This window comes from Ensifer sp. YR511 (assembly GCF_900103045.1).
Taxonomy (GTDB): domain Bacteria; phylum Pseudomonadota; class Alphaproteobacteria; order Rhizobiales; family Rhizobiaceae; genus Ensifer; species Ensifer adhaerens.
The window spans coordinates 222,147-246,455 of sequence record NZ_FNGR01000003.1; the positions used below are offsets into that span (position 1 = coordinate 222,147).

Genomic DNA, 24,309 nt, shown 5'->3' on the forward strand with positions numbered 1-24,309 from the left:
TCGAGCGGGAAACGCGCTACTGGAAATGTCGGCCGTGCCCCATCGCATCAAAGCGCTTTATCTCCGCCACCGGGCGCTCATCCACGCTTACCTCTCGATGACCGGAGGTTCGGCGGGCCGGCTCGTGCTGTCGCTCGTCTATTTCATCGCCGTTGCCAACACGCTCGCCATCGCCGATTTCGGGTTGTTCGCGACCGCGTCTGCCGCCGGCATCATGATATCGCGCGTGCTTGCCTTCGGCTTCATGTCGCCGCTCTATCGGGTCGCGACCGTAAAGCCGCTGCTTGTCGGCACCTATAGCGCCGGCTTTCTGGTCGGCGCGGTGCTGTCGCTGCCGTTGATCGCAATCATCTGCGCGATCACCTTCCTCGCCCTCTTTTCCCGCGACATGGCTGCCGGCACTTTTGCTGCCTTCATGCTGGCCGAGATCCTCTGCTGGCGCGGGCTGGAGACCGCCGTCATCGTGCTGAACGGTCTCGGTCGCTTCGGGCGCGGCGCCCTCCTCGTGGTGATCGGAACGGCGATCCGCACCGCCGCTGCCGTGCTCCTTGCGTTGCTCCCCTGGAAAACGCTCGAAGCCTGGTCCTACCTCTATCTGCTTGCGAATGCGCTCGGCCTTCTGGTGGCCCTTCTCTGGTTCTACCCGCCTGTCCGGCTGCGCTGGCAGCCACGGCTTTACTTCCGGCGCTGGGCGGATTCGGTGTCGGTCGCCGGCGCCGAGGTGCTGTTCTACATCCAATCGGAGTTCGACAAGATTGCGGTACTCGCCATTGGCGGGCCGGCGGTGTCCGGCCTCTATGCCATCCTGATGCGGCTGGCGGACCTGACGGCGCTGCCGGTGCGGTCATTCAACACCTTGCTCGTCCAGCGCATCATGCGAACGCCCGAGGCGATTGCCCGCTGGCGCGTCCGGCTCTCGATCGAACTCCTGGTGGCGCTTGCGTCCTTTGCCGCCATCGCGGCCATGGCATTCTATCTGTGGGTCTTCCCCGATGGGCTCGGGCGCAACGTGTCGGCAGCCGCGCCGATTGTCGCGATGATCGTGCTCGTGCCCTCGTTCCGCAACCTGATCGAGTACCACTCCGAACTGCTCTACGCGACCGGCCGCACTGTGCGGCGCATGCTGAACCTGTTGATTGCTGGCGTCGTCAAGGTGGGGCTGCTGGTTCTGTTGCTGCAGACGACGGCCGACGTCGCGACCTGGGCGCCGGCGCTCAACGGGATCTTCCTGGTCCTCTACGCGCTCTCGTTCGGACTGACCTATTCGGCGCTCAGAAAGCCGGCTGATCGGGTCATCTGAAGCAAGACAGATGCCTCAGGCCGCGAGTTCGAACACCGCCCGGCGAATATCGTCGAGATCGTGGCCGACGAAGGACTGCACGCCGATGCCGACCTGATGCGGCGCCATGTCCTTCAAGAACGCCCTGAGACCGGAGAGATCCTGCCGGTAGCTGTCTTCGAACCAGAGCACATGACAGAGCGCGGCATCAGAGGGAACATGACCTTCCCCGCCCAGCACCTCGTCGACGAAGCGCCCGTAGATCGTGCATTCGGAGAAGGCGCGGGTGCGGGTCATCGCCCTCACCCAGTTCCGACCGTGCAGCGTCTCGATGTGCTCGAGCAGCTTGCGGCTGGTATCGGTGCGCCACGCGATCAGCGTGTTGATATAGTCGTTGGCCGGCAACGTGTAGGGGCCGATCCCGAGAAGCCTGTCGGAATGGGCGAGCCATTCGAGATGGTTGGAGCGCATTTGCGCATTAATCGCCCCGTCCTTGCGGTAGAGCGTCAACCGCTCTCCCTGCCAGAGGCTGGCGGGATCGAAGGCGCGCAGGAAGACGACATCGGAATCGACGGCAAACATCGCCGCCTCGTCGATGTGGCGCGCGAGCACCAGGCGGCGAAGCTGTTGGGCATGCCAGCCACGCAGCGGCAGGCCAAAGGGGCTGAGCCACAGCTTCCGGCGGCCGCCCGAAAGCGGGTCGGTGACGGGATGCAGCCACCAGGGCAGGAGATCGCGTTCGCTGATAACCTGGCGTCTGGAGCCCTCCAGTTGCCGGAAGAGCTTAACGTCGAAATCGGCAACCAGCAGATAGTGCTTCCAATCGCCCTGAAGCTTGCGGTCCATGCTTTCGCACATCAGCCGGCAGCGCTCGAAGTCATTGGCGTAGGACGCTGTGACAATGGCTGTGCGCATGGTCTGACCGTTCACGATGTTCCCGTCCGAAGGCTGGTGTCGGCGACGTTTTCCCGCGCCCGCCCCGACAGCTTGTGCCAGAGGACGTAAAACAGGAAAAGCGGGTTTCCGAGGACATAGCGACGCCACATGCGCCGCGGCTCGACCGCCAGGCGAAAGAACCATTCCAGCCGCATCCGGCGCAGGAACTTCGGCGCCCGCGGAAACGCCTCGGCGACGAAATCGAAGAGCGCGCCGACGGTAATGACCAGCCGGGCGTCCTGCGGCCCCACATGGGCATCGACCCATTTCTCCTGACCGGGGCTTCCCATCGCCACCAGCAGGATATCAGCGTTCAGCGCCCGGACATCGGCAAGCACTTGCTGGGAGTGGTCACGATCGAAGAACCCGTCGGAAACGGGGAGGAACTCGTGCCATGGCGCGTGCCTGCGAAAATTCTCGGCCGCGCGCGCAAGCACCTTCGCACGGGCGCCGATCATCGCAACGCGCAGCGGCCGGTCGATGAAGGTCAGCAGCGCCGGCACGAAGTCCGTGCCGTTGAGATTGGCCGGGAACATGCTGCCGTAAAAGAGATAGGAAGCGATATCGACGCCGTGACCGTCGGGAAAGACGACCTGGCGGCCGAGGACCTCGCGGTACTCGCCGTCGCGCATCATCAGGTTGGCATTGTTGGCGTTGAGGAAGGCGAGCGTTGTTTGCCCGCCCGGGCGCGACAGCGCGTCGGCCGCAAAGGCAAAGGCGCTCTCCCAATCGAAATCGACCACCGGCATGCCCAGGATGAGGCGCCTGGACAGGGCGGTGTTCGCGCCGGCGGTCGTCTTGGTCACGACCGCCCCCCGTCATGGACCTTCAGCTCGGGCGGAACCGAGGGTGTCTCGGCCGAGGCACTCGGAGCGAGGCCGGCCAGCACATTGCGCATGACCCGCATCAGCTTCGCCTTCTGGGCGCGATGGAAGACCGAACCGTCAAGGCGTTGGCGGTCGCCGCCGCGCGCGCGGGTGACCTTGTCGACCAACAGGCGCGCGAACTCGGCCGGATCTTCGGCCGCGGCGCAATTCTCAGGAAGCGCCTCGATGCCGCGCAACGACGCCTGCGTCGCCACGGATGGCATGCCAAGCTCAAAGGTCTCGATGCTCTTCAGCTGGACGCCCGTACCGCCCCGGCTGACGAGCGGTATGACGGCACTTTCCGTGACGAAGGCGCGTGCATCAGGAACCCGTCCGACGAAGCGAACACCGGGATGGGAAACCGCCGGTATGCCGTCCATCTGGCCGGCAATCGCGATCGAAAGATCCTGCGGCAGATGCGGTACGACCTCGGCGAGAAACCAGTCGAGCCCCAATCGGTTCGGCCGCCAGCTCCAGGTCCCGATCAAGCCGAGGTCCTGCTGGAGCTCGGCTGCTTCTGTCGGCACTACTGCCGCATCCCAACCGGTGACCAGAGGCAGCACGAAGGCCCGGTCGCTGACGGCGCGGCCGAAGCCGAAGCGATCGGCCTCCGCAAACGTCCAGACGGCCACCGCATTCTGCGCCAGTTGCTGCTCGTAGCGTTCGAGATACTGCGCCTCGCGCCGGAAAAGAAAGCGTTCGACCGTACCCTTGGCCCGCTCGGCACTCTCAAAGGCAGAATCCGCCTCGACATTGTGCGCGACATAGATCGACGGATGGGGGCGGAAAACCTGCTGGAAAGCGGCCGGCAGTTGCACCGAGTTGAGCACGAGACCGTCGAACGGAGCGAGGCTCTCGAGGATCGACTGAATCCGGCTCGACGACACCACCAGCATCTTGCCGGATGAGACGGTCGTGCGGTTGAGGAAGGCCGTCGCGAGCCAGCTCAACTTCTGCCACGTTCCAACCTTGGCATTGGTGACTTCCAGCTCGCCGAGAAAATGCATATCGCAATCGGGCGCGGGCACGCGTCCCGGCTGGAGAAAACCAATGACGCTGACGCGGTGACCGAGCGCGCGCAGACCGTCGAGCACAGCCCGGTTGGCAATGTCGAAACCGGACGCCGGATTGGCGACGGGAACGAGCGAAGAGACCAGGACCAGATGCATTTTGCCACGCGTCATGAATGGAACTGCGGCCTTCATTAGCAGCATGGGGTGAAGGAGCGCTTAAAGACCCCTTTCAAAATATGCCGCCAGGGTTCAGCATCTGTTTAGGAAGATTTGCTGTATTGCGACACAATTTTGCTTTTACAGGTTTCGCCATGACGACGACCGGCCAGGACATTTCCGTCTACTTCCGGACAGAGCTGGAAGACGCCGGCGACATCGAACTCGTCGTCGTGCTGCCGACGTTCCGTCGGCCGGACCATGTCGTCAAGACGCTGAAAACCATTGTTTCCCAAAGGCCTGACATCTCCTACGCCACGGTCGTCGTCGAAAACGATGCCGACGGGCTGGCCGGGGCTGCGGCGGCAAAAGACTTCTTCCTGGGACATCCTTCGGATTCTGTCGTGATCGTCGCGCATCAGCGCGGAAACTGCCACGCCTACAATGCCGGCTGGGCGACGGCGCTCCAAACCTACCCGAACCTCAAGGCGATCGCGATCATCGACGACGACGAAGTGGCGGCGCCCGAATGGCTCGATTGCCTCATCGCGGCACAGGAAACGACCGGTGCCGATATGGTCGGCGGCCCGCAGCTTCCGGTTTTCGAAGGCGATGGCGGGCAGAAGTGGAAACGCCATCCGGTCTTCACGCCCCATTATGACGCGACCGGGCCGGTGCCCATCCTTTATTCCTCCGGCAACGTGCTCGTTACGCGTGGAGTGCTGGACACGATGCCGCAACCCTTCCTGGATCCCGCCTTCAACTTCATCGGCGGCGGCGATGCGGATTTCTACAGCCGCTGCAAGGCGAAAGGGTTTTCCTTCGCCTGGGCAACCGACGCCTGGGTTGCCGAGACCGTGCCCGCCCGCCGCACCAGCGCATCCTGGATCAGGGCGCGCAGCCTCAGGAACGGCGCGATCTCGACGATGCTCGAACATCGGCGTGACCCGAGCTTCAAAGGCCGGCTCAGGACCTTCGGCAAATCGCTGGCGCTGCTTGGCGCATCGGTGCCGCGCGGGCTGGAACTGTGGAACAAGAGCGGGCTGGCAGCGGCCGGACTATACCACTTCTATGTGGCGATCGGCCGGCTGATGGCGGAACTCGGCCTCATCAACGAGCAGTACCGCACCCCGGAAAAGAACTGACGGATGCCGCCTCGTCGAGGGCAAGCGGCCGAGCGGAAACCCACCCGGGCGTCCCTTCCAACAATCATCAGTGCGCGCTGCTTGCCTTGACGGCGCCTTCAGGCAACTTGTCGCCGGCGACGTTGCCGTTCCTGTCGGTGATCGGGACCGGCTTTTGCCGCGGCACATTCTGGCTGTTGGCGACGCGTTTGACGTCTTCCTTGGTCAGATATTCGAGCTGCTCGACGAGCACCTCGGTAATCACCTCGTCGCCGAGCTTCTTGTTCAGGCCGTCCTTTACCGTCGTCTTGAAGGTGGGCAGGTCGAACGTACCGGTGTCGGCGATGTCGATGAATTTCGAACCGACGAGCAAATCGTAGAGCTCATCGGTAACCATCTGGCGCAGTGGCGCGCGAAGATTGTTGATCCCCTCCTTGGTGGCGGAGAAGGAAAGCTTGGTCAGGAAATAGCCCTGAACGGAACCATCCCGGATGACCGGAATGGTGATCATCTCACCGGGAACATATTGCTCCGATGCGCGCCGGGCAGCCTCGCCGTCCGGGACGGCGGGCGCGGAGGCGCTTTGCATCGAGAAGTAGACGGATCCGAGCGTGACCGCGCAGACCCAGACCCCGGTGAAAACGAGCTTCAGCATCAGAAATCGCTATAGCGGAACTGCGCTTCGGAATAGATGCCGTCCGCATCGGCATCCTGGGCGGCGGTCTTCAGGAGGTCGACGACGGCGCGAACGGCTTCGAGATGGGCCTCGACCTTCTGCGAATTGACCGACAGCTTTTCGCGCAGGTGCAGAGCATGCGAGGAGAAAGCCGAAGAGTTTTCGCCCGGCAGCATGTCACGGTGCAGCATCGTCAGTTCGTAGAGGCAACGGCTCTTGTGCGCGTTCGATGTCTTGATATCGAATTCCGGGTCGATGCCGATCCGGCTGTTCTCGTTGTCGAGGATCATTTCCAGGCGGCCGAGCACGTTCTGGATCCGGACGTCATTGGATGCCATGGCTTCCATGAATCAACTCCCATTTGGATCACGATGATTTCTGGTCGGATCGACCGGATTCTCAAGCGCGATCTATTCCTATGAATTAGAGCGAAGTGCGGACGGAAAACTGCAAGCAGTTCCCCCACCCCGCCCTAGGCTTGCTTGTTCTTGTCGTTGTCGGTCGTAAAGCCGGTCAGCGTCTTGCGCTCGTATTCCTGCACGAGGCTTGCGGCGAGGTTTCGGCTGTTACCGTCCAGCGATGCCTGAACCCGATCGGTGCCTTCGGCGCCCGCGAGCTGTTCGGCAATGCCGATGCCACCGCTCTTGGAGATCACGTCGCCGATCTGCTCGGCCATCATGCTCTTCCAGATATCACCCGCATTGCCCTTGCCGAAAACGTTCTCGCTATCGGTCGGCAGCATCGACTTCACGAAGTTCTGCAGCACCATGGCCTCGAACTTGCGATAGGTCTCCGGAATCTTCTTCTGTTCGACGCGGTTGTTGAGGTCGCCGAGCCCGCTCGAACCTTCCGGCGACAGATTGAGAACGTTGACGGCAGCGGCAAAGCCGTTGCCGTTTTCCGCCAGACTCGTCGCCTTGAACGCGGCACGGTTGGCCTTCAACCGCGCCTGCGCTTCCTGCACTTCGGTGGGGTCGGCGGCGCGCACGACATCCATCACCAGATCGCTGGGCGGAGAGATGGCCATGACGAATCCTCTCAAAATCGAGCCTGGGCATTGGTCGGCCCGGATCCGCTCCGCCATCGGAGCAAACCGGGAATGACGTACTATCGCCCGTCAAGCTTACGGGAAGCTGGCGCGTTGCCCGTAACGTGTTGATCGATCAGGTCGTAGATGGAATTGTCGGCCTCTTCGCGGTCCTCGGACTGGCGGGCCTCCTTCATGTTTTCCTCGAGCCGGTCGGCTTTCGCGCGCTCCCTCAGCATGCGCGCCTCGTGCGTTTGCTGGATGCCGTGCAGCATCTGGTCCTTCTGCACAAGCCGTCCGATCTGCGAGGAATAGTGGCCGGAGAACATGCGGTGCATCGGATGAGCCGAGCCCATGGCATCGACGACGACATCGATCGTCTCAGCCAGGACCTCGCGCTGCCGCACCATCTCAATGAAATCCGCCTCCGCCATCTGCTCCAGATGGCGTTGGACGGCGACCAGGCGCTTGAGCTTCTGCGAGCGGGTCTTCATGCGGCTATCCTCCCTGCATGACCAGCGCGAAACCGTCGCCGAACAGGCGCAGCATCGCAGCGATACCGAGATAGAGCAGGAACAAGCCGCCCATGATCAGATAGGGCTGCGAGATGAAGTAGATCGGGATCTGCGGCGCCAGCTTGTTCACCATGCCGATCGCCACGTTGAAAAGCAGGCCATAGATGATGAAGGGGCTCGCGAGCCTCAACATGATCATGAAGATCTGCGCCAGCGAATCCGTGAGCGTGATCAGCACACCCTGCGGATCGAAGGGAGTGCCGATCGGCATGGCCCGATAGGATTGAACGATCGCCTCGATCATCACATGATGGAAATCCAGCATGAACAGCACCATCAGGCCGGCGAAGCTGATCAAGCTGGTCACCTGGTTTTCGGGCGTATCTTCGATCACGTCCGACGATGGCGGCGAGGCAAAGCCCATCAACATGGTGATCGCCGTTCCGGTGAACTGCAGTCCAAGGACATAGTAGCGGGCGACAAGGCCCATGACCGCGCCGACCGCCGTCTCGGCGGCGATCAAATAGATGTAGCTGTGCCCCTTGCCGGTTACCTGCGGATAGATGTCCGTCCACATGACCGGCAGGATCGCCATGGAAACCGCGACTGCAATGAACAGCCGCACCTGCATCGGAACGCGCGCGCTGGAGAACCCGGGCATGATCATGATGCAGCCGCCGATCCGGCAGAAGGCCGCAAACAGCGCCAGCACCGTGCCCTCCGGGTCGGTGATCATGAAATGGAGCCGATGATCTTGATCTCAAGGCCCTTGGCAAGCTCGACATGCGAGAGCACGGGCAAGGTGGCAAAGAGGCGCTCGATGATCATGCGCACATAAGAACGGGATTCGGGCGAACTTACCAGCACGAAGGGCATGCCGCGATCGAGATGTTCACGGATAACTTTCGTCGCCTGCTCGCTGAACTCTTCGAGGTGACGCGGATCGATGTCGAACTCGACGACCTCGCCCTTGGCGTCGCGCTTCAGCGCCTGGTGGAAGACCATGTCCCACTTGTTGCCGAGCCTGAGCACGCGCAGGACGCCGTTGTCGGCGAGGTCGCCGCAAAGCTGCTGCGACATGCGCACGCGCACATGCTCGACGATCTGCTCAGTCTTGCGTACATGCGGCGCGAGTTCGGCGACCGCTTCAAGGATCAGATGCAGGTTGCGGATCGAGACACGCTCGGCAAGCAGCAATTTCAACACCGCCTGCAGGCCCGAATAGGACATGTGCGAGGTGCAGATTTCGTCGGCGAGCTTGCGGTACTCCGGATCGAGCCGCTCGATCAGCACCTTGACGTCCTTATAGGAAAGCAGGTGCGGCAGGTTGTTGCGGATCACTTCGCTCAAATGCGTCAACACCACCGAGACGTTATCGATCGGATGGAAGCCTTCGCGCTTGAGGTCCTCGGTAAAGGTTTCGAGGATCGAGACCGCCGGCATGCCGAAGGCGGGTTCGCGGATCTCGTCGCCCGGAACACTCGGCCGGCGACCGCCGCCGGTGACCACCAGGACTTCGCCGACGCGCACCGTGTTGGACGCGATCGTCGTGCCGTGGATGCGGATGTGGTAGGCCTTGTCCGGAATGCTGATGTCGTCCGAAACCTTGATCTCCGGAATGACGAGGCCGTACTGGCCAGCAAACTTGCGGCGCATCTTGCCCACGCGGAAGGCGAGTTCCTGGTGTGCGCCAAGCAGGCGGGTCGAGACCTGCTTGCCGAGAAGCAGCTCGATCTCAGCGGTCTTCAGCACCGACTTGACCGAATCTTGCTCGCCTTCCTTGGTCTGCTGGACCTTGGCCGCCTCTTCGGCGCGACGCGCGGCATTGGCAGCCTCGATCTGGCGCGGCACGAGCCAGCTCAGGAACGCCATGCCGCCGCCGAGCACGGCGAAGGGCAGGAACGGCAGGCCGGGAACGACCGCCAGGAGAATGATAAGACCGGAGGCGACCATCAGCGCCTTCGGATAGCCGCCGAGCTGCCCGACCACCGCCTGGTCGGTGGAGCCGGCCGTGCCGCCGCGCGACACCAGAAGGCCGGCGGCGAGCGAGACGATGAGCGCCGGGATCTGCGAGACGAGACCGTCGCCGACCGAGAGCTTGACGAAAACGTCGGCCGCTTCGCCGATCGGCATGCCATGACGCAGGTAACCGATGATGATGCCGCCGAAGATGTTGATCGCGGTGATGATCAGGCCGGCGATCGCATCGCCGCGCACGAACTTGGAAGCACCGTCCATGGCGCCGTAGAAGGAGCTTTCTTCCTCGAGCTCACGCCGGCGGCGCTGTGCTTCCTTCTCGTCGATCAGGCCCGCCGACAGGTCGGCGTCGATCGACATCTGCTTGCCGGGGATCGCATCGAGGGTGAAGCGCGCGCCGACTTCGGCGATACGCGTCGCACCCTTGGTGATGACGATGAAGTTCACGGTGATGAGGATCAGGAAGACGATCAGACCGATGACAAAATCGCCGGACATGACGAGGCTGGCAAAGCCGGAAATGACGCCGCCGGCAGCGCCGTGGCCCTCGTGGCCGTGCGAAAGGATGACTCGGGTGGTGGCGATGTTCAACGCCAGGCGCACCATGGTCGAGATCAGCAGGATGGTCGGGAACGAGGAGAACTCGAGCGGACGCTGGATCCACAGCGAGACCATCAGGATCAGCACGGAAAAGGCGATCGAGAACGCGAGCCCCATGTCGATCAGGAAGGGCGGGATGGGCAGGAAGAGGATCGACAGGATCGCGACGATCCCGAGCGCGAAGCCGACGTCCCGGCCCTTCGGTGCTACTTTCGGGATGATCAGCGCTGCTTGCTGTGCCATGTCTCTTCCGTCTCATCATGAGATCAAGGCAGCATTCACACGCGCTGCCCCACCATAGAGACGGAGATAGCGACCCAAGCTTGCGCGAGGGTTTCATGCCGCCGCATGCGAACAGCTTTGGCGCTGCGGCTTCAGAAACCGGATTGGATCCGCGAGAAGATGATGTCGGTGAAGATAGAAATCTGGGCGCCGATAAAGGGCGCGGACACGGCAACCGTGATCATGACGGCAAGGATCTTCGGGACGAAGGTCAGCGTCATTTCCTGGACCTGGGTCAGCGCCTGAATGAAGGCGATGACGACGCCGACAACCATGGCGGCGAGAACGGCGGGCCCTGAGGCCACGATCACGGTCCAGATCGCGGCCTGTACAATATCGAGGGCATCCGCCTCATTCATGGAGTTATCACTTCACCTTGACGCCCGGGCCGATAACAAGCTCCTTGCCGTTATCCAGCACCGCAATGATTCCGTCAGAGTATAGTTTCACTTCCTTAACCACGCCAGTGGTCTTGCCGTCTTCGCTGGTGACGGTGCGCCCGATGACGGCGTCCGCCTCGCTCAGCGACGTGCGCTGCAGCAGGCTTTCAAGGTTCTTGTTGGTCTTGATCGTCTGCTCCACCTGCGAGAAGGTCGCAAGCTGGGCAATCTGCTGCGTCGCATCCATCGGCTGCGTCGGATCCTGATTCTTCATCTGGGCGACGAGCAGCTTCAGGAAGCTCTCGTAGTTGAGCGATGCCTTTGCGGCGTCGCCGCCCGAATCCTGGGCCGAAACATTCGGGGTGTAGCCGTTGTTGCTGACGCCGCTTACCGCCATGGTGCGATCTCCTTGCGAATCTGCTCGACCGTTGCCGGCGTGATTTCCTGCGTGTTGAGAATGCGGTCTTCGATTGCATAGAGGCCGCGGATCGCCTTGAGCGCTTCGAAGGCGCGGCCGTTGGTCACCAGCCCGTCGACGCGCTTCAGTTCGGCGAGGATCTCTTCGTTCTTGAAGCAGTTGAGCAGCATGACGATCGACTTGCGGAACATCGCGGTCGATTGCTCGGCGCCTTCCGGATTGATGAGGATCATCTGCGCGATGAAATAGAGCTGCTTCAGCGGCGTCGTTGCGTCTTCCGGCTGCAGCACGTGGTTTTCGAGCAGGAACGTCACATCGTTCAGGAACTCGACCGCGACCTTCCGGTCCACGCGCAGCACCGCGCCGTTTACAAAAATCCGTTCGCCCGACTTCAGCGAGATACGCAGTGTGCTCTTCATTTCAGTCCATCCCTGATGATGGTGGTAATGTCAATTATGCCCTGGAAGTTGGAGGATTCGCGTTTGCGGATCTTTTCCGTCTCGTTGAGTATCCAGATGGCGATCGAAATCAGATTGGCGCGCAGCTCTTCGTTCAGCTGGTTCTCCGGTGCACGCAGATCCTCGATGAAACGGATCCACAGGCGCCGGGTAAAGTAGATGGCCTCGATGGCCTCTCTCGAATACCCTTTCTGCTGTTTCGCTGCTTCCATGAGCGCGATCGAGCGATCGAGTACCTGCCGTTCTCGATTCTTGGAGTCGGCGACGCCGTCCTCCATGATCTCGGCATAGGAAAATTGGTACATTCAGACATCCTTCATGTTTGTCCGGCTCCTCACACTAGAGGAAATTGAGCAAGCTCATCTGCTGTAGTCGCGACGTTAGTGTATAGGACGTTTCCAACTGCACCTTGAGCGTGTTGATCCGGGTCGATGTCTCGATCGGATCGATGCCTTCGAGGTCGGCGACATGCGTGTTGACCAGCTTGAGCTGCGCGTCGATCGAGGTGTTCGCCTTCTTCACCCGCGATTCCGAAATACCGAGCTGGCTGCGCTCTGCATTGAGGCCGGCGATGCCCTGCTCTGCATACTGCAACGCCTCGACACCGATCGCCGCCCGCACCTCGGGGGTCACGTTCTTGTCCATCAGCTCGGCCGTGATTACGCTTGCCAGGGCAAACATGCGGAAGCCGTTGGTATTGGCGTTGGTCGAGCTTTCGATGACTTCGCTGGCGCTGATCCGGCTCGTCATGTTCTGGCTGGATGCGTCCGACCAATTCGCATCCCAGCCCGTACCGGTGAACATCGGCTCGACCGTATTCTTGATGAAGTCCTGCATCTGGGTGACGGTGATCTGGTCGTCGGACGTGATGCTGTTGGCGGTCTTGAACGCCGTAAACGCAGCGTCGAAGGCAGTCTTTGCCGCCGACGTAGCGGTGTAGTCGGCGAGAGGCTTGGCGTCGGTATTGATGCCCGAAAACAGGAACTCGCCGTTGAAGGACGTGTTTGCGGCGGCAGTGAAGGTCTGCAGCGCGCCCAAGATCTCGGTCTTCTGGATCTTAAGCTGGCTCGCGGCATCGTTGCCCTTGTAGGTAACGAGCGTGTCGCGCACCTTTTCGGCCGCTTTCGCCATCGTTTCCAGCGCACCCTGCGAGCCGGAGAGGCGCTGGGTTACGACCGAGTTGGTGCTCTTCATCGAGTTCAGCCGGTCGATCTCGCGCTGAAGGTTGAGCGAGCGCGACGCCGTCGCACCAAGCGTCAAGCCGACGTCGTAGTGCCGACCCGTCGTCTGCTCCTGGGTCGCCTTCAGCAGATCCATCTGGTTCTGCTGAATCGTCATGCGCATGGCGGTCTGGATCGCCAGATTAGAAACGTAGGACGTCTTCATGATTACCTCACAGCTTCCATCAAGGCCGCCATCATGGCGTCCACGGTACTCACCAGCTTGGCCGATGCTTTGTAGGATTGTTCGAGATCGAGCAGCAGCGACAGTTCCTCGTCGATGCTGACCCCGGTCTGCTTGCTGAGCGCTTCCTGGGTGCGCGACAGCATAGCGCGCTTGTTGTCGTCGGCGGTCGATGCCGTCTTTCGGGTCTGCTCCAGCCAGCCGACCGACCCGGTCGCGAAGTTTAGCAGGCTGCTGGTTCCGTCGAGACCGGTCGACGGGTCGAACGTCATGTTCTCGCCCATCTTGTTGATGAAGCCGTCGAGAAGGCCCGTGTAGCCGGGGCTCGGATTTGCCGCACCGCCAGGGTTCGACACAACGCCGTTGAAGCCGCCGTCACGCAAAAGAAGCGGGTTGGCCTTGGCCAGGGCGTTGACAGTGATCTTCGATGCCAGTCCGGGAACGACTGTGCCGGCAGCCGGCACACCCGCGCTTCCCCAGGTAAAGAGGCCCGGCTGGTAGGGAACCGGCGGCACCCCGCTGGGGTTGCCTTCCTTGAAAAGCTCGACAAGACCACGGGCGATCTCGTCCAGCTGCGACTGGAACTTCGGCCCAATGTCGTCGCGCAGCTGCACGAGGCTCGCAAGCTTGCCCTTGGCGGTCGTATCTGCGCCACTTCCGGGGGCGATCGGTACGCCGTCGACGAAGATCTTGTTGCCGGTGACGGTGGCGTCATAGGTCGTTGTCGGCGCGAACGTCACCTGGCGCGGAATGTTCTCGAAAAGCACCGTGCCGTCGGTGGTGAAGATCACCGTATCGTTGTTGCCGCGCGTAACGGTGGAGATGCCGACGATCTCCGAAATCTGCTTCAGGATCTTGTCGCGCTGGTCAAGCGCATCGTTCGCATCGCCACCGGATGCAGTCGCCGACTTGACCTCGTTGTTCACCCGTTCGAAGTCCGCAAGCAGGCTGTTCAGCTTGTCGACCTCAAGAGCGATTTCCTTGTCGGCATCTTCGCGCATGTTCTGCACGGTGGCAGAGGTCTTGTTCAGGGAATCGGCAAGGTCCTGGGCGCTGGTGACCGCTGCCGCCGCAATCGTCTTGTTGCCCGGGGTCGAGGCCAGCGTCTGCAGGCTGTTGCGAAACTCCGACAGCAGCTTTGACGGCGCAGTCTCGTAGTTGTTACCGCCGAGAGCCGATTTCAGGAGTTCCAGGCCATCGCGAAGCCGCGCCTGGCCGGAGGCTTCGCCGATGCTGGCGATGCTCTGCTTGAGCAGCGCCTCGTTCTGTGCCCGGTAGATGGATACGACCTGCGCGCCGTTGCCGGTGCTGCCCAAGAGGGCAAGGCGACGCGAATAATCCGCATTGCCCGCATTCGCGATGTTCTTCGACACGATCGCGGTCTGTTGCGCCGTGTTGCTGAAGGCCTGCTGTGCGATGGATATTGCGGAGGACAGCGACATGACGCGGACCGTATCTCTTTCAATTACCGTTTCAGGTTGACAAGCACGTCAAGCAGGTCCGAGGCGGTCTGGAACACCTTGGAGTTTGCCGTGTAGTTGCGCTGCGCCTCGATCATCGAGGTCAGCTCGTTGGCGATGTCGACGTTGGAGTTTTCGAGTGCCTTGGACTGGATGTTGCCGAAAGCGCCAGAGCCGGCAAAACCGGTGACAATAACGCCTGAATCCGCCCCTTGCGAGTAGACGTTGCCGGACTGCGGCTGCAGCTTGTCCGGGCTCTGGACGGTCGCAAGGGCGATCCGGAACTTGGGGATGAGGTTGCCGTCGCCATACTTGACGTAAACGATGCCTTCCTTGTCGATCTCGAAGCCCGACATCTTGCTCGGCTTGCTGCCGTCGATGCCACCGCCGGTGCTGCTGAAGTCTCCACCGAGCTGCGTGGTCTTGGAGGTGTCGATCGTGATCGCACCAAGGTTGGCGCCGGTACCGGGCAGGTTGTTGATGGCCGTCGTCGTCAGCGTCGCGGGGACGGCGCCGATGCGCTTGCCGGCCGCGTCGAACGTCATGGTCTGGGTACCGACTGTAGTGCCCGATGTGCGATCGACGACGCTCAGGCCCCAGGCGTTCGGACCTGTCTTGGTGTAGGTGAAATCGAGGATGCGGGTGTTGCCCTGGCTGTCGTAAACAACCATCGAGGTCTTCGATTGATCGTTGACGGCCGCGCCCGACGGCAGGTTTGCTTCCATCGTACCCTTGGTCGAGCCAGCGGCGACCAGGCCCTCGTCCTTGAGCTGGACCGGTACCAGGCCGTCAAAACCGTTGACGACGACGGTCGGATCGACGCCGGCCTTGTACTCGTAGCCCATCAGCGTGAAGCCGGCGGTGTTGACGAGGTTGCCGTTCTTGTCCGGAACGAAGGAGCCGGCACGCGTCAGGAAGTTCTCACCGCCATTGCCCGAAACGATGAAGAAGCCGCCGCCGTTGATGGCAAGGTCGCTCGCCGACGTCGTATAGCTGGTGCCGCCTTGCTGGGATATGCTGTAGCGCACCTGCGTTTCGACACCGCCGGAATTGTAGTTGCCGCCGCCCGAAGGCAGGATCATCGACGAGAACTCAGTGGAGGCGCGCTTGTAGCCGGTCGTGTTGGCGTTCGCGATGTTTTCGGCGACCGTGCCCAGACGGTTCGACTGGGCGTTCATACCGGACACACCCGTTCTCATGCTGCCATAGAGACTCATATCGGATCCTCATTTCCTTGTTACGGCGACACTAGGAAGCGGGCCTTGCGTGAACCTGTCTTGGTTCAGTGCCCGCCCATCGGCGTGGCGCTCAGTTCCAGTCGATGCAGTAGCCAAGGAAACGCTTCGAATCGATCGGGTCGAAACCGAGCTTCTTGCGCAGTTTCTTGCGCAGTTTGCTGATGTGGCTTTCGACGACGTTTTCCTCGACGTCCTCGTCGAAGATCCCGTAGATCGCGTTGAAGATCTGCGACTTGGAGACGCGACGGCCGCGGTTTGCGACCAAATACTCGAGAATGCGGCGCTCGCGGCGCGGCAGGGCGAAGACATCGCCGTTGATTTCCGGATCACGGCCGTCGGCAAAAACGCGGATCGGACCAATGTCGGTAAAGTTGGCGATCGCCTTCAAGCGCCGGCGGATCGCAGCGACGCGGGCAAGGATTTCGCGGGGGTGGATAGGCTTGCGCACAACGTCGTCGACGCCGCAATCAAAGAGTGCAAGCGTGTTTTCGAGGGACGGCGTGTCGCTCATCGCGATGACCGGTGCCATCGAGCGATCGCGGATGGCCCGCGGCAGCGTGAAGGTGGTGTCGCCCTGCCCGATCAGGAAGGCTTCCACGGCATCGATATCCGAATCGGCAGCCGCGTTTACCCACTCTCCAAACTCCCTGGGATCGAAACCCGTCGAGGGAATACCTTCACGTCCGAAGAGGGACGTATACCCGTCCTTCACCAGCTCTCTTTCATCAACCACTACGATCATTCGCCCGCCTCCGAATCAGTATGGCTCCGCACTGATTGAGAGGTACGAATCGAGGGATTCATGAACAACTAGAGGAAGTTACTGGGTGGAATTAATAATTGATTAACCATGTTTCGCCGATTTGATCTATATCTAGTAGCACCCGCCTCAAGGTGGCACTAAAATAATGTGGAAAAGTTAACGGACTACGACAAATCGCTTGCGGTCACATTGTCCGCGCATTGTCGCCACAATGCGGCAAATGGGATGCTAATACAATTGATGGTTGCTTATTGGCAAAACTGCGTGGCGTTCGGCGTCCACTTGCCGTAGCCGGTCGCGACGAGATTCGCGATCACCCGGCAGACATATTTCTTCTGCGCCGGGTCGTTGTTCGGGCCTGCGTGATAGCGCGCAACGGCCATTGTCCAGGTCTCGTGCCTCGCATGGAGATTGGCCAGGAAGCGCGCGGCATATTCGACATTCTTGCGCGGGTCAAGCATCTCCTGCGGCGAGCTGAAATGCTCGCCATGGAAGTAATAGTTGATCTGCATGCAGCCGAGATCGATGAGCTTGGCACCCTGTGCCCGCGCGTTGCCGAACTGGGTCAGAACGTCCTGCTCGCTGCTACCGAAATAAGCCTTGCCTTCGATGTTCATCGCGTAGGGTTGAAGCGATCCCTTGCGGCCGGTTTCGGTCAGCCCGACCGAATAGAGGATCCCGGCCGGGATATCGTACTTCGCCGCTGCGCTGATGATCTCGCGCTCGCAGACGCCTGCGTCCGCGCTGGCAAAAGCGCTACATGTAGACGTGACCAGTACGAGAGCGCTCAGTGCCGGCAGCCGCATCGTCCGTCCCGCCATTGCCAACCCACCTTTCCGCCGCCGAAGATTGGCTGTCGTCCTGTCGCTGCTGTCGTCCCTGGCCGTTGCCATCGGCGCGTTCTCGGCCCTGCTGCCCGGCCTGGGCTTGGGCCTGCGCCTGCGACCCGCCGCCGGACGACGTGTCGCCGCCGGAGTTGAATACGATGTTCACCTGATCGACCGCAAAGCCCTGAGCGCGCAGCGCCTTGACCAAGTCGTTCTGGTCGTCGCGCAACTGCCGGAAGGCGTCGCCGTTCTCGACCTTCAGCTCGACCTGCAGTTCGTCATCCTTCAGGCGCAGCGTGGCCGTGACAAGGCCAAGCTCGATCGGGTGAAGCTGGATCTTCAGGGTGTTGAGCGTTTTGCCGGCCTGCGTCCACGCGCCCGGCTGACCGAGTGCAGCACTTGGCTGCAGGGAAGTGGTGGCCTCACCGGCGATGGCGTCTGCCACGGCGCTGGTGTTCGGGCTCATCGAGATGCCGAGATAACGCCGGGCCTCGAGCACGGTGACATTCTCGACCTTGGCGGAGCCTTGCGAGCGGGCAGCGTCGAACGCTGCATCACCGTCCTTCGAGAGACTCATGGAAACGGCCTGTCCCTTGCCGTCAGCCCGGGCGAAGCGGAAGAGCCCGTCGGGGTCGTTCTCGCCCGCCTGTGCCTCGGCTTTCGCGCCATGCTCGCTGCCACCGGCAACGGGCGCCGCGCCTTCAATCTGGCCATCCGCTGCCTGGCGCGCGGCCGCCGTCTGTCCCTGAGGCTGCGTCGCCTGGGCACCGCCCAGCAGCGTCAGCAGATCGTCCATCGCTGTAGCTGTCTGCTTGGCTTCAGCGCCCTCGCCGCCGGCGTTGACGTCGCCATCGACCGAGGCGCCATCTGCCGGCGCTTTGCCAATGCCTTTCGTCAAGGTGGCAATGCGCTTGGCGAGTTCTTCATCGACCTCCACTTGAGCCAGATCATCGGACACGGCAGCCGATTTGGCCGGATCGGTCTTGTCGACGGCACGTTTGCTGCCAACGCCGCGCTCGGCCGCCTGGAAATGGTCGCGCAGCGCGTGTTCGTCGAACTGGTCGTTGCGACCAAGGCTGATGCTGCGTGTCACGGCCCTGCCCGCGGCCTTGGCAATATTGTCCTTGTCGATCAAGGCTCCCGCCTCCGCGTCGCTGCCGGCAGCGGCGTCGTTGCCGCCTTTGCCTGAACCCGGCTGGTCGTTGGTTTTTTGCCGCCCGGCATTGGCCACTGCATCTTCAAACGCGCCGGCCGATGCACCACCGGCCTGCTCCTTGCCGCCCGCTCGTCCGCTTCCCGTGCCGACAGGTGTCGGAGGCATGCGCAGGGTGTCCTCAGCCCTCATTTGTCTTCTCCCTTCAGGAGAGCGTCGATCTCTTCGATCTTCGATCGTCCTTTCGCCACGAAGCCATCGTGCTTCGGGTCCGCCACCTCGTCTGCGCCGGATGCGGCCACGGTCTCCGGCGCAACCGCCGGGGTCTGCCCGCTTCCAAAGGGGCTCATGCCGCTGCCAGTTTCCTCGCTTGCGGCCGACGCGTTCGCCTCAACCGGTCTATCGGGTTTAGACGCAAACGCTTGCGTGAGGCTTTCACCGACAGGTGGCCGGACGACGGCGTCCGCAACCGCCTTTGCAGCGTCGCGCAAGGCGCGGTCGCGCGGCGAAAGCTCCGCATCCGATATCGCCGCCAGGCTCGCCGTCGCGGCAAACACGTCATTGGAAGGCACCGAGGCCAATCCGGCATAGAAGCTGGCAAGCAGTTTCGGCTGCGGCGCGCCATCTGCGCCGAGCGCCTCGGCGCGTTCAGACGCGAGCTTTGCGAGTTCTTGCTTGCCGGCGATCGCCGCGCGGCGGGCGACGCGAAGGAAGACTTCGCGCTGGCGCGGCGCGTCCATGAAACCCAGGATCTCCGAAATTCGCCCCTGCGCCCCGCCATCGAAATGGGCGACGGCGAGTTCGACGAAGACATCCGCGAACTGGCTGGCATAGGGGGAGGTCAGGTAGCGGCGGGCATAGGTCAGCGCATAGCGGAAGCCCTTGTCCGCGTCGCCCGCCTGAACCGCGAGGAAAACCGAGCGACGCAGGGCAGCCTCTTCGATGATCGTACCCGGGGCCGCGAGACGGGCCCAGTCGTAGTACTTCATCGCGCCCACAGGATCCTGCTGCGACGTCGCGTTGCCGAGGATGAGGTAGAGATACGGGCCGATGCGGGCGCTGCGGTACTCAGGCGCGGCCTTGGACAGGCTCTCGACGATCAGGCCGCCCTTGCCATTCAGATATTGCGTCAGCGCCTCGGTGACGCGGGAATCGAAGTTCCCGGCCACATCGTGATCCGCAAGGTACTTCAGCGTCTCCGGATTGCCGCCGCTCATGGCATAGACCAGCGCCGCATCGACGTTGCGCGGATCACGGAAGACCGCCGCGTCGGCCGCACGCAGGCGCTTGTCGATGGCGCCCAGCATGAAGCGCTGCATTTCGATCGCCGAATGGTCGCCAAGGACGACCGAGTCCTGCACATATTGCAGCGACCGGATCATCTTGAAGGGTGCGAGCTCCTCGATATCGTTCGCCCTGGCACCTCCGGTTAAAACGGGGGTCGCCAGCACACAGCAGGCCATCAGAGCGGTTCGCAGGCGTCTCAGCATGGTGCTTAACCCGGAGCCGATTGCAAGAGGATCTCGATGCGGCGGTTGCCCGGGGCGTAGGGATCGCCGGGGATCTGCAGCCGCCGGTCGGCGAAGCCGCTGATCTGGCTGACGCGATCTTCCTTCAGGCCACCGCGGACGAGCATGTAATAGGCGCTCTGGGCGCGGGCGGCGGAGAGGCGCCAGTTATCATAAGTGCCATCCTTGAAGGGACGGCCGTCGGTATGGCCGCGGATTGCAACCGCGCCCTGACGCTCAGCCAGCAGATGGCCGATCTTTTCCATCGCCAGTACCAGTTCCTTCTGCGGCACGGCCGAGCCGACGGCAAACATCTGCGCATCGGTCCGCTCGCTGATCGTCACCATCAGGCCGCCTTCAGCGGGTGTCACGACAAGTCCCTCGGCCAGCTGACCCGCCTCGCCGGCAAGCTGCTTCTTCAGCTCGGCCTGGAGTTCGGCCGCCTGCTCCTTGGCGTCGGCCTCGGCGGCCTCGGTCTTCGGCTTTTCGCCGGCTGCGGCGTCCGCCGGGTCCTTGCCAGCTCCCGTATCGGTGTCCTTGCCGTCACCGGCCTGCTTGTCGGCCGCTTCATGCGGCTCCTGCGACGCGTCCGCCTCGGACTTCTTGACGGCCGGCGTCGCGCCTGCGGGCTCCGTCGACTTGTCGGCAAGGGCAGCAACGGTTTCGGCCGTGTTGCCGGCGTCCTTCACTTCGACCTGCTTGGTCCAGAAGTCCGGATCGAACGGGTCACGATAGGCTTCGCCGCCATCGGCGCCGGTGGCCGGGCCGGACTGGGCCGCACCGCCCTCGCCCTTGACGCTGATGTTGGCCTGCTGGCCGACCTCGCGCGCAATCTCGGAAAGAACGGAATAGGGGTTTTCGAAGAAGTCGGCGTCGGAGTACTTCGTCTCTTCGCCCGACGTCGCCGTCAGCTGATCGCCGGTTTTGGCCGAGCCACCGGACTTTTCCTGCTCGCCGTCAACCTTCGAACGTTGCTGCGTTTCTTCGCCCTGCGCATCCTTGGCCGGGTCCTTCAGGCCACGTTCGGCAGGCTTCTGGTCGGTCAATTGCACCGGGTTGAAATAGGAAGCGATCGCCGCCTTCGTCTCTTCGTTGGCGGCATTGATCAGCCACATCACGAGGAAGAAGGCCATCATTGCCGTCATGAAGTCGGCATAGGCGATCTTCCAGGAGCCGCCATGGTGACCATCATGGCTGCCGCTGTGGCGCTTGACGATGATGATCTCGTGCTTGCCGTTGTGGTGGTTTTCGTCGCTCATGCGAGAACTTTCCGAACTGTATCGGCCCAGGCGGCCATGCGCGTCACGAGGATGGTGCCATCCATCTCGACGGCGAGATCGACATCGTCAGATTCGACGTGCCGCAAGGACGGCATGTCTTCTCCGAGCTGGCGCTTCAGCGCCTCGAAGAGAGACGCCGGGCCTTTGACGACGATGGTGCAGCCTTCGCCGGCCACAAGTCCCTGGCGCAGCATCTGCGCCATATCGGCAACGGCGCGCTGCATGAGGGCATCGCCCATGATGGGCGCGAGCACGCGGGCGGCCTGATCGCCGAGTGCGACGGCAAGCCCCTCGGTCATTTCGTCGATGCGCAGCGCGAGACGGTTCGCGGTTTCCTCTTCGAAGCGCCGCGTCAGCGCCTCGAGTTCGGCCGCGTGCGCCGCCTGAAGTTCGGCTATCTGCTTTTCCTGTTCGAAGACGAGTTCGGCGGTCGCCTCGGCCCGCCCTTCGGCGAAGGCGCGCCGGCGTTCGGCATCGATATCGATTTCCGGCATGGCTGGTCTCGCGCCGAGGCGCTCGCCATCGGCATAGTCGGTATCCAGATCGGGGAAATACTTCGGAGGCATCAGCGACAGCTCGACTTTCGGTGCGCTGAAGTCCTTGAGATAACGGGAGAGCATTGCACTCATGGCCGGCCCCCTGCAGCGGACCTGCGGCAATGCGGCGATCCCCATCTGCTTGAGAGGCGGCGCTCCCTGGCGCGGACTTCCATTGCTCCTGGCACTGCTGACATGTCTCCCTCGGGCCCGACCGTCGGATACGGCAGACCCAGCATTCTTGACGTACATCAGCGTGATCCGGGGTCGGTTGTTCCCGGAGCGATCTGATGCAGGCGGCGGCGCAAAGGTCATTTTGGCCGGCAGTCATCCGACAGGACTGCGAGGGAAGGCTATTCGGTCAAACTTGTGCGAAAATGAATGTGTTGGACCGCGCCAGGGCAATTAGCGCGGTCCAACCGTTTCCACCGGGTGCCGTGACCGACGACGTGGCAGAACTCAAAGTGCCGTTACCCGCATGCGGGGTGATGGGCTCAGTTTGGCGGATCGGCGGCCGCTTCCGGCCGCTGTCCGCCGCTGCGCCTTACTGCTGGAACAGGCGCAGGATATTTTCGGAATTGGTGTTGGCGATCGAGAGCGCCTGGATGCCCAGTTGCTGCTGCGTCTGCAGCGCCTTCAGCCGTGTCGATTCCTCGTTCATGTCGGCATCGACGAGACGACCGACGCCCTTGTCGATCGTATCCATCAGGTTGGCGATGAAGCCCTCCTGCAACTCGATGCGCTTGGTGATGGCGCCGAGCGTGGAGCCGGCGTCCGTCAGCTGGTTGAGGATACGTTCGACGACGCTGATCATATCGGCCATTTCGGCAGGCGTCGTCGATGCGGTCAGCTTGACTTCCGCCGTCGTACCGATTGGCGTCGTCGCCGGTGCGCCGATCAGGTGGTACAGGCGCGCGCCCGCCGTGCCGGGCGGAGAGGTGAGCTGGGAGGCGTCGTAGTTCCTGGTCAGGATGCCTCGGCTCGCATTCTGCTTGTCGATCAGCATCGACTGCGAGGTGTCGAAGTCGAGCGTCGTGACCGACACATTGCCGTTGGCGTCACGGTTGAACGAGGCCACGACGGACTTCGTGCCGACCGGAGCTGTGGCGGCGTTGTAGAGCCAGTTTTCGCTGGAGAAGGATGCGGACTGGGCGGCCGAGATAAGCTGGTTCTTGAGCTCGGTGATTTCCTTGTCGATCTTCAGCTTGTCGACGCCCGGCTCACTCGCCGCGACGAGCTTGCTCTTGATCGCGCTGACGACCTCGATCGACGAATTCATTGCCGCATAGGCCGTGTCGATCTTGGCGGCGCCGAGGCCGAGGGCGTCCTGAACGGCCGAGAGGGCCTTGTTGTCCGAACGCATGGTGGTCGCGATCGACCAATAGGCGGCGTTGTCGGCAGCCGTCTGCACGCGGTAGCCCGAGGAGATGCGGTCCTGGACTTCCGCCATGTCGGAGTTGATCGAACGCAATGTCTGGAGAGCCGCCATGGCGGCGGTGTTGGTCATGATGCTTGTCATTGGTCACCTGTCCCGAATGAATTCCTAAGGACATTCCGGAGTGTTACCGGCAGCGATGGGACTGGCATCATGCGAATCGCCCCTGTTTTGCCCTGGAGGCGACCCTTCGCTCTTAACCAAGATGTAACGATCTCATAGTTAACAAATGGTTAATGCCGTTAGGAAGTCGGTAACAAAGGTGAACAAAAATAAGGGAAGATGGACGAAGCGTTAAGATGCGTACCGTCACCCATGGAACGAATGCCGGCGGCATGCGGCACGCCTGACGGCCATTGAATACCGGAGCGCAAAACGAAAAAGCCGCACGATCCACGGGGGATGTGCGGCTTCTTTTCGAAGTGACGGGCGAAGATCGCCCGTCATGTTCGGTCGATCGATTAACGGAACAGCGACAGGATGTTCTGCGAGTTCGAGTTGGCGATCGACAGTGCCTGGATGCCGAGCTGCTGCTGCGTCTGCAGAGCCTTCAGGCGGGTCGATTCCTCGTTCATGTCGGCGTCGACGAGACGGCCAACGCCCTTCTCGATCGAGTCCGAGAGGTTTTCGACGAAGCCCTTCTGCAGATCGATACGGCTGTTGAGCGCACCGAGGTCGGCGGCAGCGTCGGTCATCTGGGTCAGGACCGAGTCAACACCCGACAGAGCCTGCGACAGAGCGCCGTTCGTCATGCTGGTGATGTCGAGCGACAGAACGCTGAAGGTCAGCGATACGGTCGCGCCGGTCGTGTCGGTGTAGGAGATGTTGCTGGAGAGCAGGCCCGTGCCGTTGGTGACGTTGGCACCCGAAGCGTTCACTTCGATCAGCGAGCTCTTGTTGGTATCGTACTGCAGCGTCGTCAGGCTGACATTGCCCTTGGCGTCGCGGTTGAACGAACCAACGACCGACTTCGTGCCGGCAGCGTTGTTCGGGTCGGT

At 62.1% G+C, this 24,309-nt stretch carries 26 protein-coding genes; 2 read left to right on the plus strand and 24 right to left on the minus strand.

All coding sequences use genetic code 11. The features are described from left to right. The first annotated feature begins 25 nt into the window (after positions 1–25). Positions 26–1,300, plus strand: a complete 1,275-nt coding sequence (locus BLU15_RS08185) for a lipopolysaccharide biosynthesis protein (protein ID WP_090294957.1) — start codon at positions 26–28, stop codon at positions 1,298–1,300. Positions 1,301–1,315: 15 nt separating this feature from the next. On the opposite strand, the gene BLU15_RS08190 is transcribed toward BLU15_RS08185, so the two are convergent. From BLU15_RS08190 to BLU15_RS08200, 3 genes are read right to left on the minus strand one after another with little or no spacing between them, the layout of a single operon-like run. Continuing rightward, on the minus strand, positions 1,316–2,194 hold the full coding sequence (locus BLU15_RS08190; RefSeq protein WP_060584341.1) for a DUF6492 family protein: 879 nt from the start codon (positions 2,192–2,194) through the stop codon (positions 1,316–1,318). A gap of 11 nt (positions 2,195–2,205) precedes the next feature. Continuing rightward, complete coding sequence (locus BLU15_RS08195; RefSeq protein WP_244546720.1) at positions 2,206–3,021, minus strand: WecB/TagA/CpsF family glycosyltransferase; 816 nt, start codon at positions 3,019–3,021, stop codon at positions 2,206–2,208. Continuing rightward, the gene (locus tag BLU15_RS08200) at positions 3,018–4,265 is read right to left on the minus strand and encodes a glycosyltransferase family 4 protein (RefSeq protein WP_244546721.1); all 1,248 of its coding nucleotides are present in this window, start codon (positions 4,263–4,265) and stop codon (positions 3,018–3,020) included. Before BLU15_RS08200 ends, BLU15_RS08195 begins: the two co-directional genes overlap by 4 nt. Before the next feature lie 140 nt (positions 4,266–4,405). Between BLU15_RS08200 and BLU15_RS08205 the strand changes: the two genes are divergently transcribed. Further along, a complete protein-coding gene (locus BLU15_RS08205; RefSeq protein ID WP_090295131.1) occupies positions 4,406–5,395 on the plus strand; it encodes a glycosyltransferase family 2 protein in 990 nt (329 codons plus the stop codon). Between the two features lie 67 nt (positions 5,396–5,462). Here the strand turns inward: BLU15_RS08205 and BLU15_RS08210 are convergent, their stop codons facing one another. The 21 genes from BLU15_RS08210 to BLU15_RS08310 form a co-directional block, all read right to left on the minus strand. After that, positions 5,463–6,029 (minus strand): hypothetical protein, encoded by a 567-nt coding sequence (locus BLU15_RS08210; RefSeq protein ID WP_060601879.1) that lies wholly within the window; start codon positions 6,027–6,029, stop codon positions 5,463–5,465. Next, positions 6,029–6,397, minus strand: a complete 369-nt coding sequence (locus BLU15_RS08215; protein WP_034800762.1) for a hypothetical protein — start codon at positions 6,395–6,397, stop codon at positions 6,029–6,031. Before BLU15_RS08215 ends, BLU15_RS08210 begins: the two co-directional genes overlap by 1 nt. A 125-nt stretch (positions 6,398–6,522) precedes the next feature. Next, on the minus strand, positions 6,523–7,077 hold the full coding sequence (locus BLU15_RS08220) for a rod-binding protein (protein WP_090294958.1): 555 nt from the start codon (positions 7,075–7,077) through the stop codon (positions 6,523–6,525). An 80-nt stretch (positions 7,078–7,157) separates the two neighbouring features. Then, positions 7,158–7,571, minus strand: a complete 414-nt coding sequence (locus BLU15_RS08225) for a hypothetical protein (protein ID WP_090294960.1) — start codon at positions 7,569–7,571, stop codon at positions 7,158–7,160. A 4-nt stretch (positions 7,572–7,575) separates the two neighbouring features. Beyond that, positions 7,576–8,328, minus strand: coding sequence for a flagellar biosynthetic protein FliR (fliR, locus tag BLU15_RS08230; RefSeq protein WP_034800756.1), 753 nt, complete (start codon positions 8,326–8,328; stop codon positions 7,576–7,578). Beyond that, positions 8,325–10,412, minus strand: a complete 2,088-nt coding sequence (gene flhA / locus BLU15_RS08235) for a flagellar biosynthesis protein FlhA (RefSeq protein ID WP_034800753.1) — start codon at positions 10,410–10,412, stop codon at positions 8,325–8,327. Before flhA ends, fliR begins: the two co-directional genes overlap by 4 nt. A 131-nt stretch (positions 10,413–10,543) precedes the next feature. Then, on the minus strand, positions 10,544–10,810 hold the full coding sequence (gene fliQ, locus BLU15_RS08240) for a flagellar biosynthesis protein FliQ (RefSeq protein WP_034800750.1): 267 nt from the start codon (positions 10,808–10,810) through the stop codon (positions 10,544–10,546). A 7-nt stretch (positions 10,811–10,817) separates the two neighbouring features. Continuing rightward, positions 10,818–11,228: a flagellar hook assembly protein FlgD gene (gene flgD / locus BLU15_RS08245; RefSeq protein ID WP_034800748.1), complete on the minus strand. Its 411-nt coding sequence runs from the start codon at positions 11,226–11,228 to the stop codon at positions 10,818–10,820. Beyond that, positions 11,219–11,668, minus strand: coding sequence for a flagellar biosynthesis repressor FlbT (flbT, locus tag BLU15_RS08250; RefSeq protein WP_034800746.1), 450 nt, complete (start codon positions 11,666–11,668; stop codon positions 11,219–11,221). The genes flgD and flbT overlap by 10 nt, the downstream gene beginning before the upstream one ends. Further along, a complete protein-coding gene (gene flaF, locus BLU15_RS08255; RefSeq protein WP_034800744.1) occupies positions 11,665–12,012 on the minus strand; it encodes a flagellar biosynthesis regulator FlaF in 348 nt (115 codons plus the stop codon). Before flaF ends, flbT begins: the two co-directional genes overlap by 4 nt. Positions 12,013–12,046: 34 nt before the next feature. Further along, positions 12,047–13,093, minus strand: coding sequence for a flagellar hook-associated family protein (locus BLU15_RS08260; RefSeq protein ID WP_090294962.1), 1,047 nt, complete (start codon positions 13,091–13,093; stop codon positions 12,047–12,049). 2 nt (positions 13,094–13,095) lie between these two features. After that, on the minus strand, positions 13,096–14,553 hold the full coding sequence (flgK, locus tag BLU15_RS08265) for a flagellar hook-associated protein FlgK (RefSeq protein WP_060516524.1): 1,458 nt from the start codon (positions 14,551–14,553) through the stop codon (positions 13,096–13,098). A gap of 23 nt (positions 14,554–14,576) precedes the next feature. Next, positions 14,577–15,788 (minus strand): flagellar hook protein FlgE, encoded by a 1,212-nt coding sequence (locus BLU15_RS08270; RefSeq protein WP_034800738.1) that lies wholly within the window; start codon positions 15,786–15,788, stop codon positions 14,577–14,579. 91 nt (positions 15,789–15,879) lie between these two features. Continuing rightward, a complete protein-coding gene (rem, locus tag BLU15_RS08275) occupies positions 15,880–16,551 on the minus strand; it encodes a transcriptional activator Rem (RefSeq protein WP_034800735.1) in 672 nt (223 codons plus the stop codon). A 269-nt stretch (positions 16,552–16,820) separates the two neighbouring features. Further along, a complete protein-coding gene (locus tag BLU15_RS08280; protein WP_034800733.1) occupies positions 16,821–17,378 on the minus strand; it encodes a transglycosylase SLT domain-containing protein in 558 nt (185 codons plus the stop codon). Continuing rightward, entirely contained in the window at positions 17,329–18,744 is a 1,416-nt protein-coding gene (locus BLU15_RS08285) for a flagellar hook-length control protein FliK (protein ID WP_090294965.1), read from the minus strand. The genes BLU15_RS08280 and BLU15_RS08285 overlap by 50 nt, the downstream gene beginning before the upstream one ends. Continuing rightward, positions 18,741–20,042 (minus strand): chemotaxis protein MotC, encoded by a 1,302-nt coding sequence (motC, locus tag BLU15_RS08290; RefSeq protein ID WP_034800729.1) that lies wholly within the window; start codon positions 20,040–20,042, stop codon positions 18,741–18,743. The genes BLU15_RS08285 and motC overlap by 4 nt, the downstream gene beginning before the upstream one ends. A 5-nt stretch (positions 20,043–20,047) precedes the next feature. Continuing rightward, positions 20,048–21,319 (minus strand): MotB family protein, encoded by a 1,272-nt coding sequence (locus BLU15_RS08295; protein ID WP_060516531.1) that lies wholly within the window; start codon positions 21,317–21,319, stop codon positions 20,048–20,050. Continuing rightward, complete coding sequence (locus BLU15_RS08300) at positions 21,316–21,969, minus strand: hypothetical protein (RefSeq protein WP_090295132.1); 654 nt, start codon at positions 21,967–21,969, stop codon at positions 21,316–21,318. The genes BLU15_RS08295 and BLU15_RS08300 overlap by 4 nt, the downstream gene beginning before the upstream one ends. 451 nt (positions 21,970–22,420) lie before the next feature. Continuing rightward, the gene (locus BLU15_RS08305; RefSeq protein ID WP_090294967.1) at positions 22,421–23,395 is read right to left on the minus strand and encodes a flagellin N-terminal helical domain-containing protein; all 975 of its coding nucleotides are present in this window, start codon (positions 23,393–23,395) and stop codon (positions 22,421–22,423) included. A gap of 377 nt (positions 23,396–23,772) precedes the next feature. Next, on the minus strand, positions 23,773–24,309 hold a 537-nt coding region (locus BLU15_RS08310; RefSeq protein ID WP_256386599.1), incomplete at its 5' end, for a flagellin.

What these genes read in the sequence shown, in the direction of transcription:
- BLU15_RS08190 (WP_060584341.1), bottom strand. Translation starts at nt 2,194, where the DNA reads ATGCGCACAGCCATTGTCACAGCGTCCTACGCCAATGACTTCGAGCGC.
- BLU15_RS08185 (WP_090294957.1), top strand. Translation starts at nt 26, where the DNA reads ATGTCGGCCGTGCCCCATCGCATCAAAGCGCTTTATCTCCGCCACCGG.
- BLU15_RS08210 (WP_060601879.1), bottom strand. Translation starts at nt 6,029, where the DNA reads ATGCTGAAGCTCGTTTTCACCGGGGTCTGGGTCTGCGCGGTCACGCTC.
- flbT (WP_034800746.1), bottom strand. Translation starts at nt 11,668, where the DNA reads ATGAAGAGCACACTGCGTATCTCGCTGAAGTCGGGCGAACGGATTTTT.
- BLU15_RS08285 (WP_090294965.1), bottom strand. Translation starts at nt 18,744, where the DNA reads ATGAGGGCTGAGGACACCCTGCGCATGCCTCCGACACCTGTCGGCACG.
- fliQ (WP_034800750.1), bottom strand. Translation starts at nt 10,810, where the DNA reads ATGAATGAGGCGGATGCCCTCGATATTGTACAGGCCGCGATCTGGACC.
- flhA (WP_034800753.1), bottom strand. Translation starts at nt 10,412, where the DNA reads ATGGCACAGCAAGCAGCGCTGATCATCCCGAAAGTAGCACCGAAGGGC.
- BLU15_RS08220 (WP_090294958.1), bottom strand. Translation starts at nt 7,077, where the DNA reads ATGGCCATCTCTCCGCCCAGCGATCTGGTGATGGATGTCGTGCGCGCC.
- BLU15_RS08260 (WP_090294962.1), bottom strand. Translation starts at nt 13,093, where the DNA reads ATGAAGACGTCCTACGTTTCTAATCTGGCGATCCAGACCGCCATGCGC.
- BLU15_RS08305 (WP_090294967.1), bottom strand. Translation starts at nt 23,395, where the DNA reads ATGACAAGCATCATGACCAACACCGCCGCCATGGCGGCTCTCCAGACA.
- motC (WP_034800729.1), bottom strand. Translation starts at nt 20,042, where the DNA reads ATGCTGAGACGCCTGCGAACCGCTCTGATGGCCTGCTGTGTGCTGGCG.
- BLU15_RS08215 (WP_034800762.1), bottom strand. Translation starts at nt 6,397, where the DNA reads ATGGAAGCCATGGCATCCAATGACGTCCGGATCCAGAACGTGCTCGGC.
- flgD (WP_034800748.1), bottom strand. Translation starts at nt 11,228, where the DNA reads ATGGCGGTAAGCGGCGTCAGCAACAACGGCTACACCCCGAATGTTTCG.
- BLU15_RS08225 (WP_090294960.1), bottom strand. Translation starts at nt 7,571, where the DNA reads ATGAAGACCCGCTCGCAGAAGCTCAAGCGCCTGGTCGCCGTCCAACGC.
- flgK (WP_060516524.1), bottom strand. Translation starts at nt 14,553, where the DNA reads ATGTCGCTGTCCTCCGCAATATCCATCGCACAGCAGGCCTTCAGCAAC.
- BLU15_RS08295 (WP_060516531.1), bottom strand. Translation starts at nt 21,319, where the DNA reads ATGAGCGACGAAAACCACCACAACGGCAAGCACGAGATCATCATCGTC.
- BLU15_RS08200 (WP_244546721.1), bottom strand. Translation starts at nt 4,265, where the DNA reads ATGACGCGTGGCAAAATGCATCTGGTCCTGGTCTCTTCGCTCGTTCCC.
- BLU15_RS08280 (WP_034800733.1), bottom strand. Translation starts at nt 17,378, where the DNA reads ATGCGGCTGCCGGCACTGAGCGCTCTCGTACTGGTCACGTCTACATGT.
- fliR (WP_034800756.1), bottom strand. Translation starts at nt 8,328, where the DNA reads ATGATCACCGACCCGGAGGGCACGGTGCTGGCGCTGTTTGCGGCCTTC.
- rem (WP_034800735.1), bottom strand. Translation starts at nt 16,551, where the DNA reads ATGATCGTAGTGGTTGATGAAAGAGAGCTGGTGAAGGACGGGTATACG.
- BLU15_RS08300 (WP_090295132.1), bottom strand. Translation starts at nt 21,969, where the DNA reads ATGAGTGCAATGCTCTCCCGTTATCTCAAGGACTTCAGCGCACCGAAA.
- BLU15_RS08205 (WP_090295131.1), top strand. Translation starts at nt 4,406, where the DNA reads ATGACGACGACCGGCCAGGACATTTCCGTCTACTTCCGGACAGAGCTG.
- BLU15_RS08270 (WP_034800738.1), bottom strand. Translation starts at nt 15,788, where the DNA reads ATGAGTCTCTATGGCAGCATGAGAACGGGTGTGTCCGGTATGAACGCC.
- flaF (WP_034800744.1), bottom strand. Translation starts at nt 12,012, where the DNA reads ATGTACCAATTTTCCTATGCCGAGATCATGGAGGACGGCGTCGCCGAC.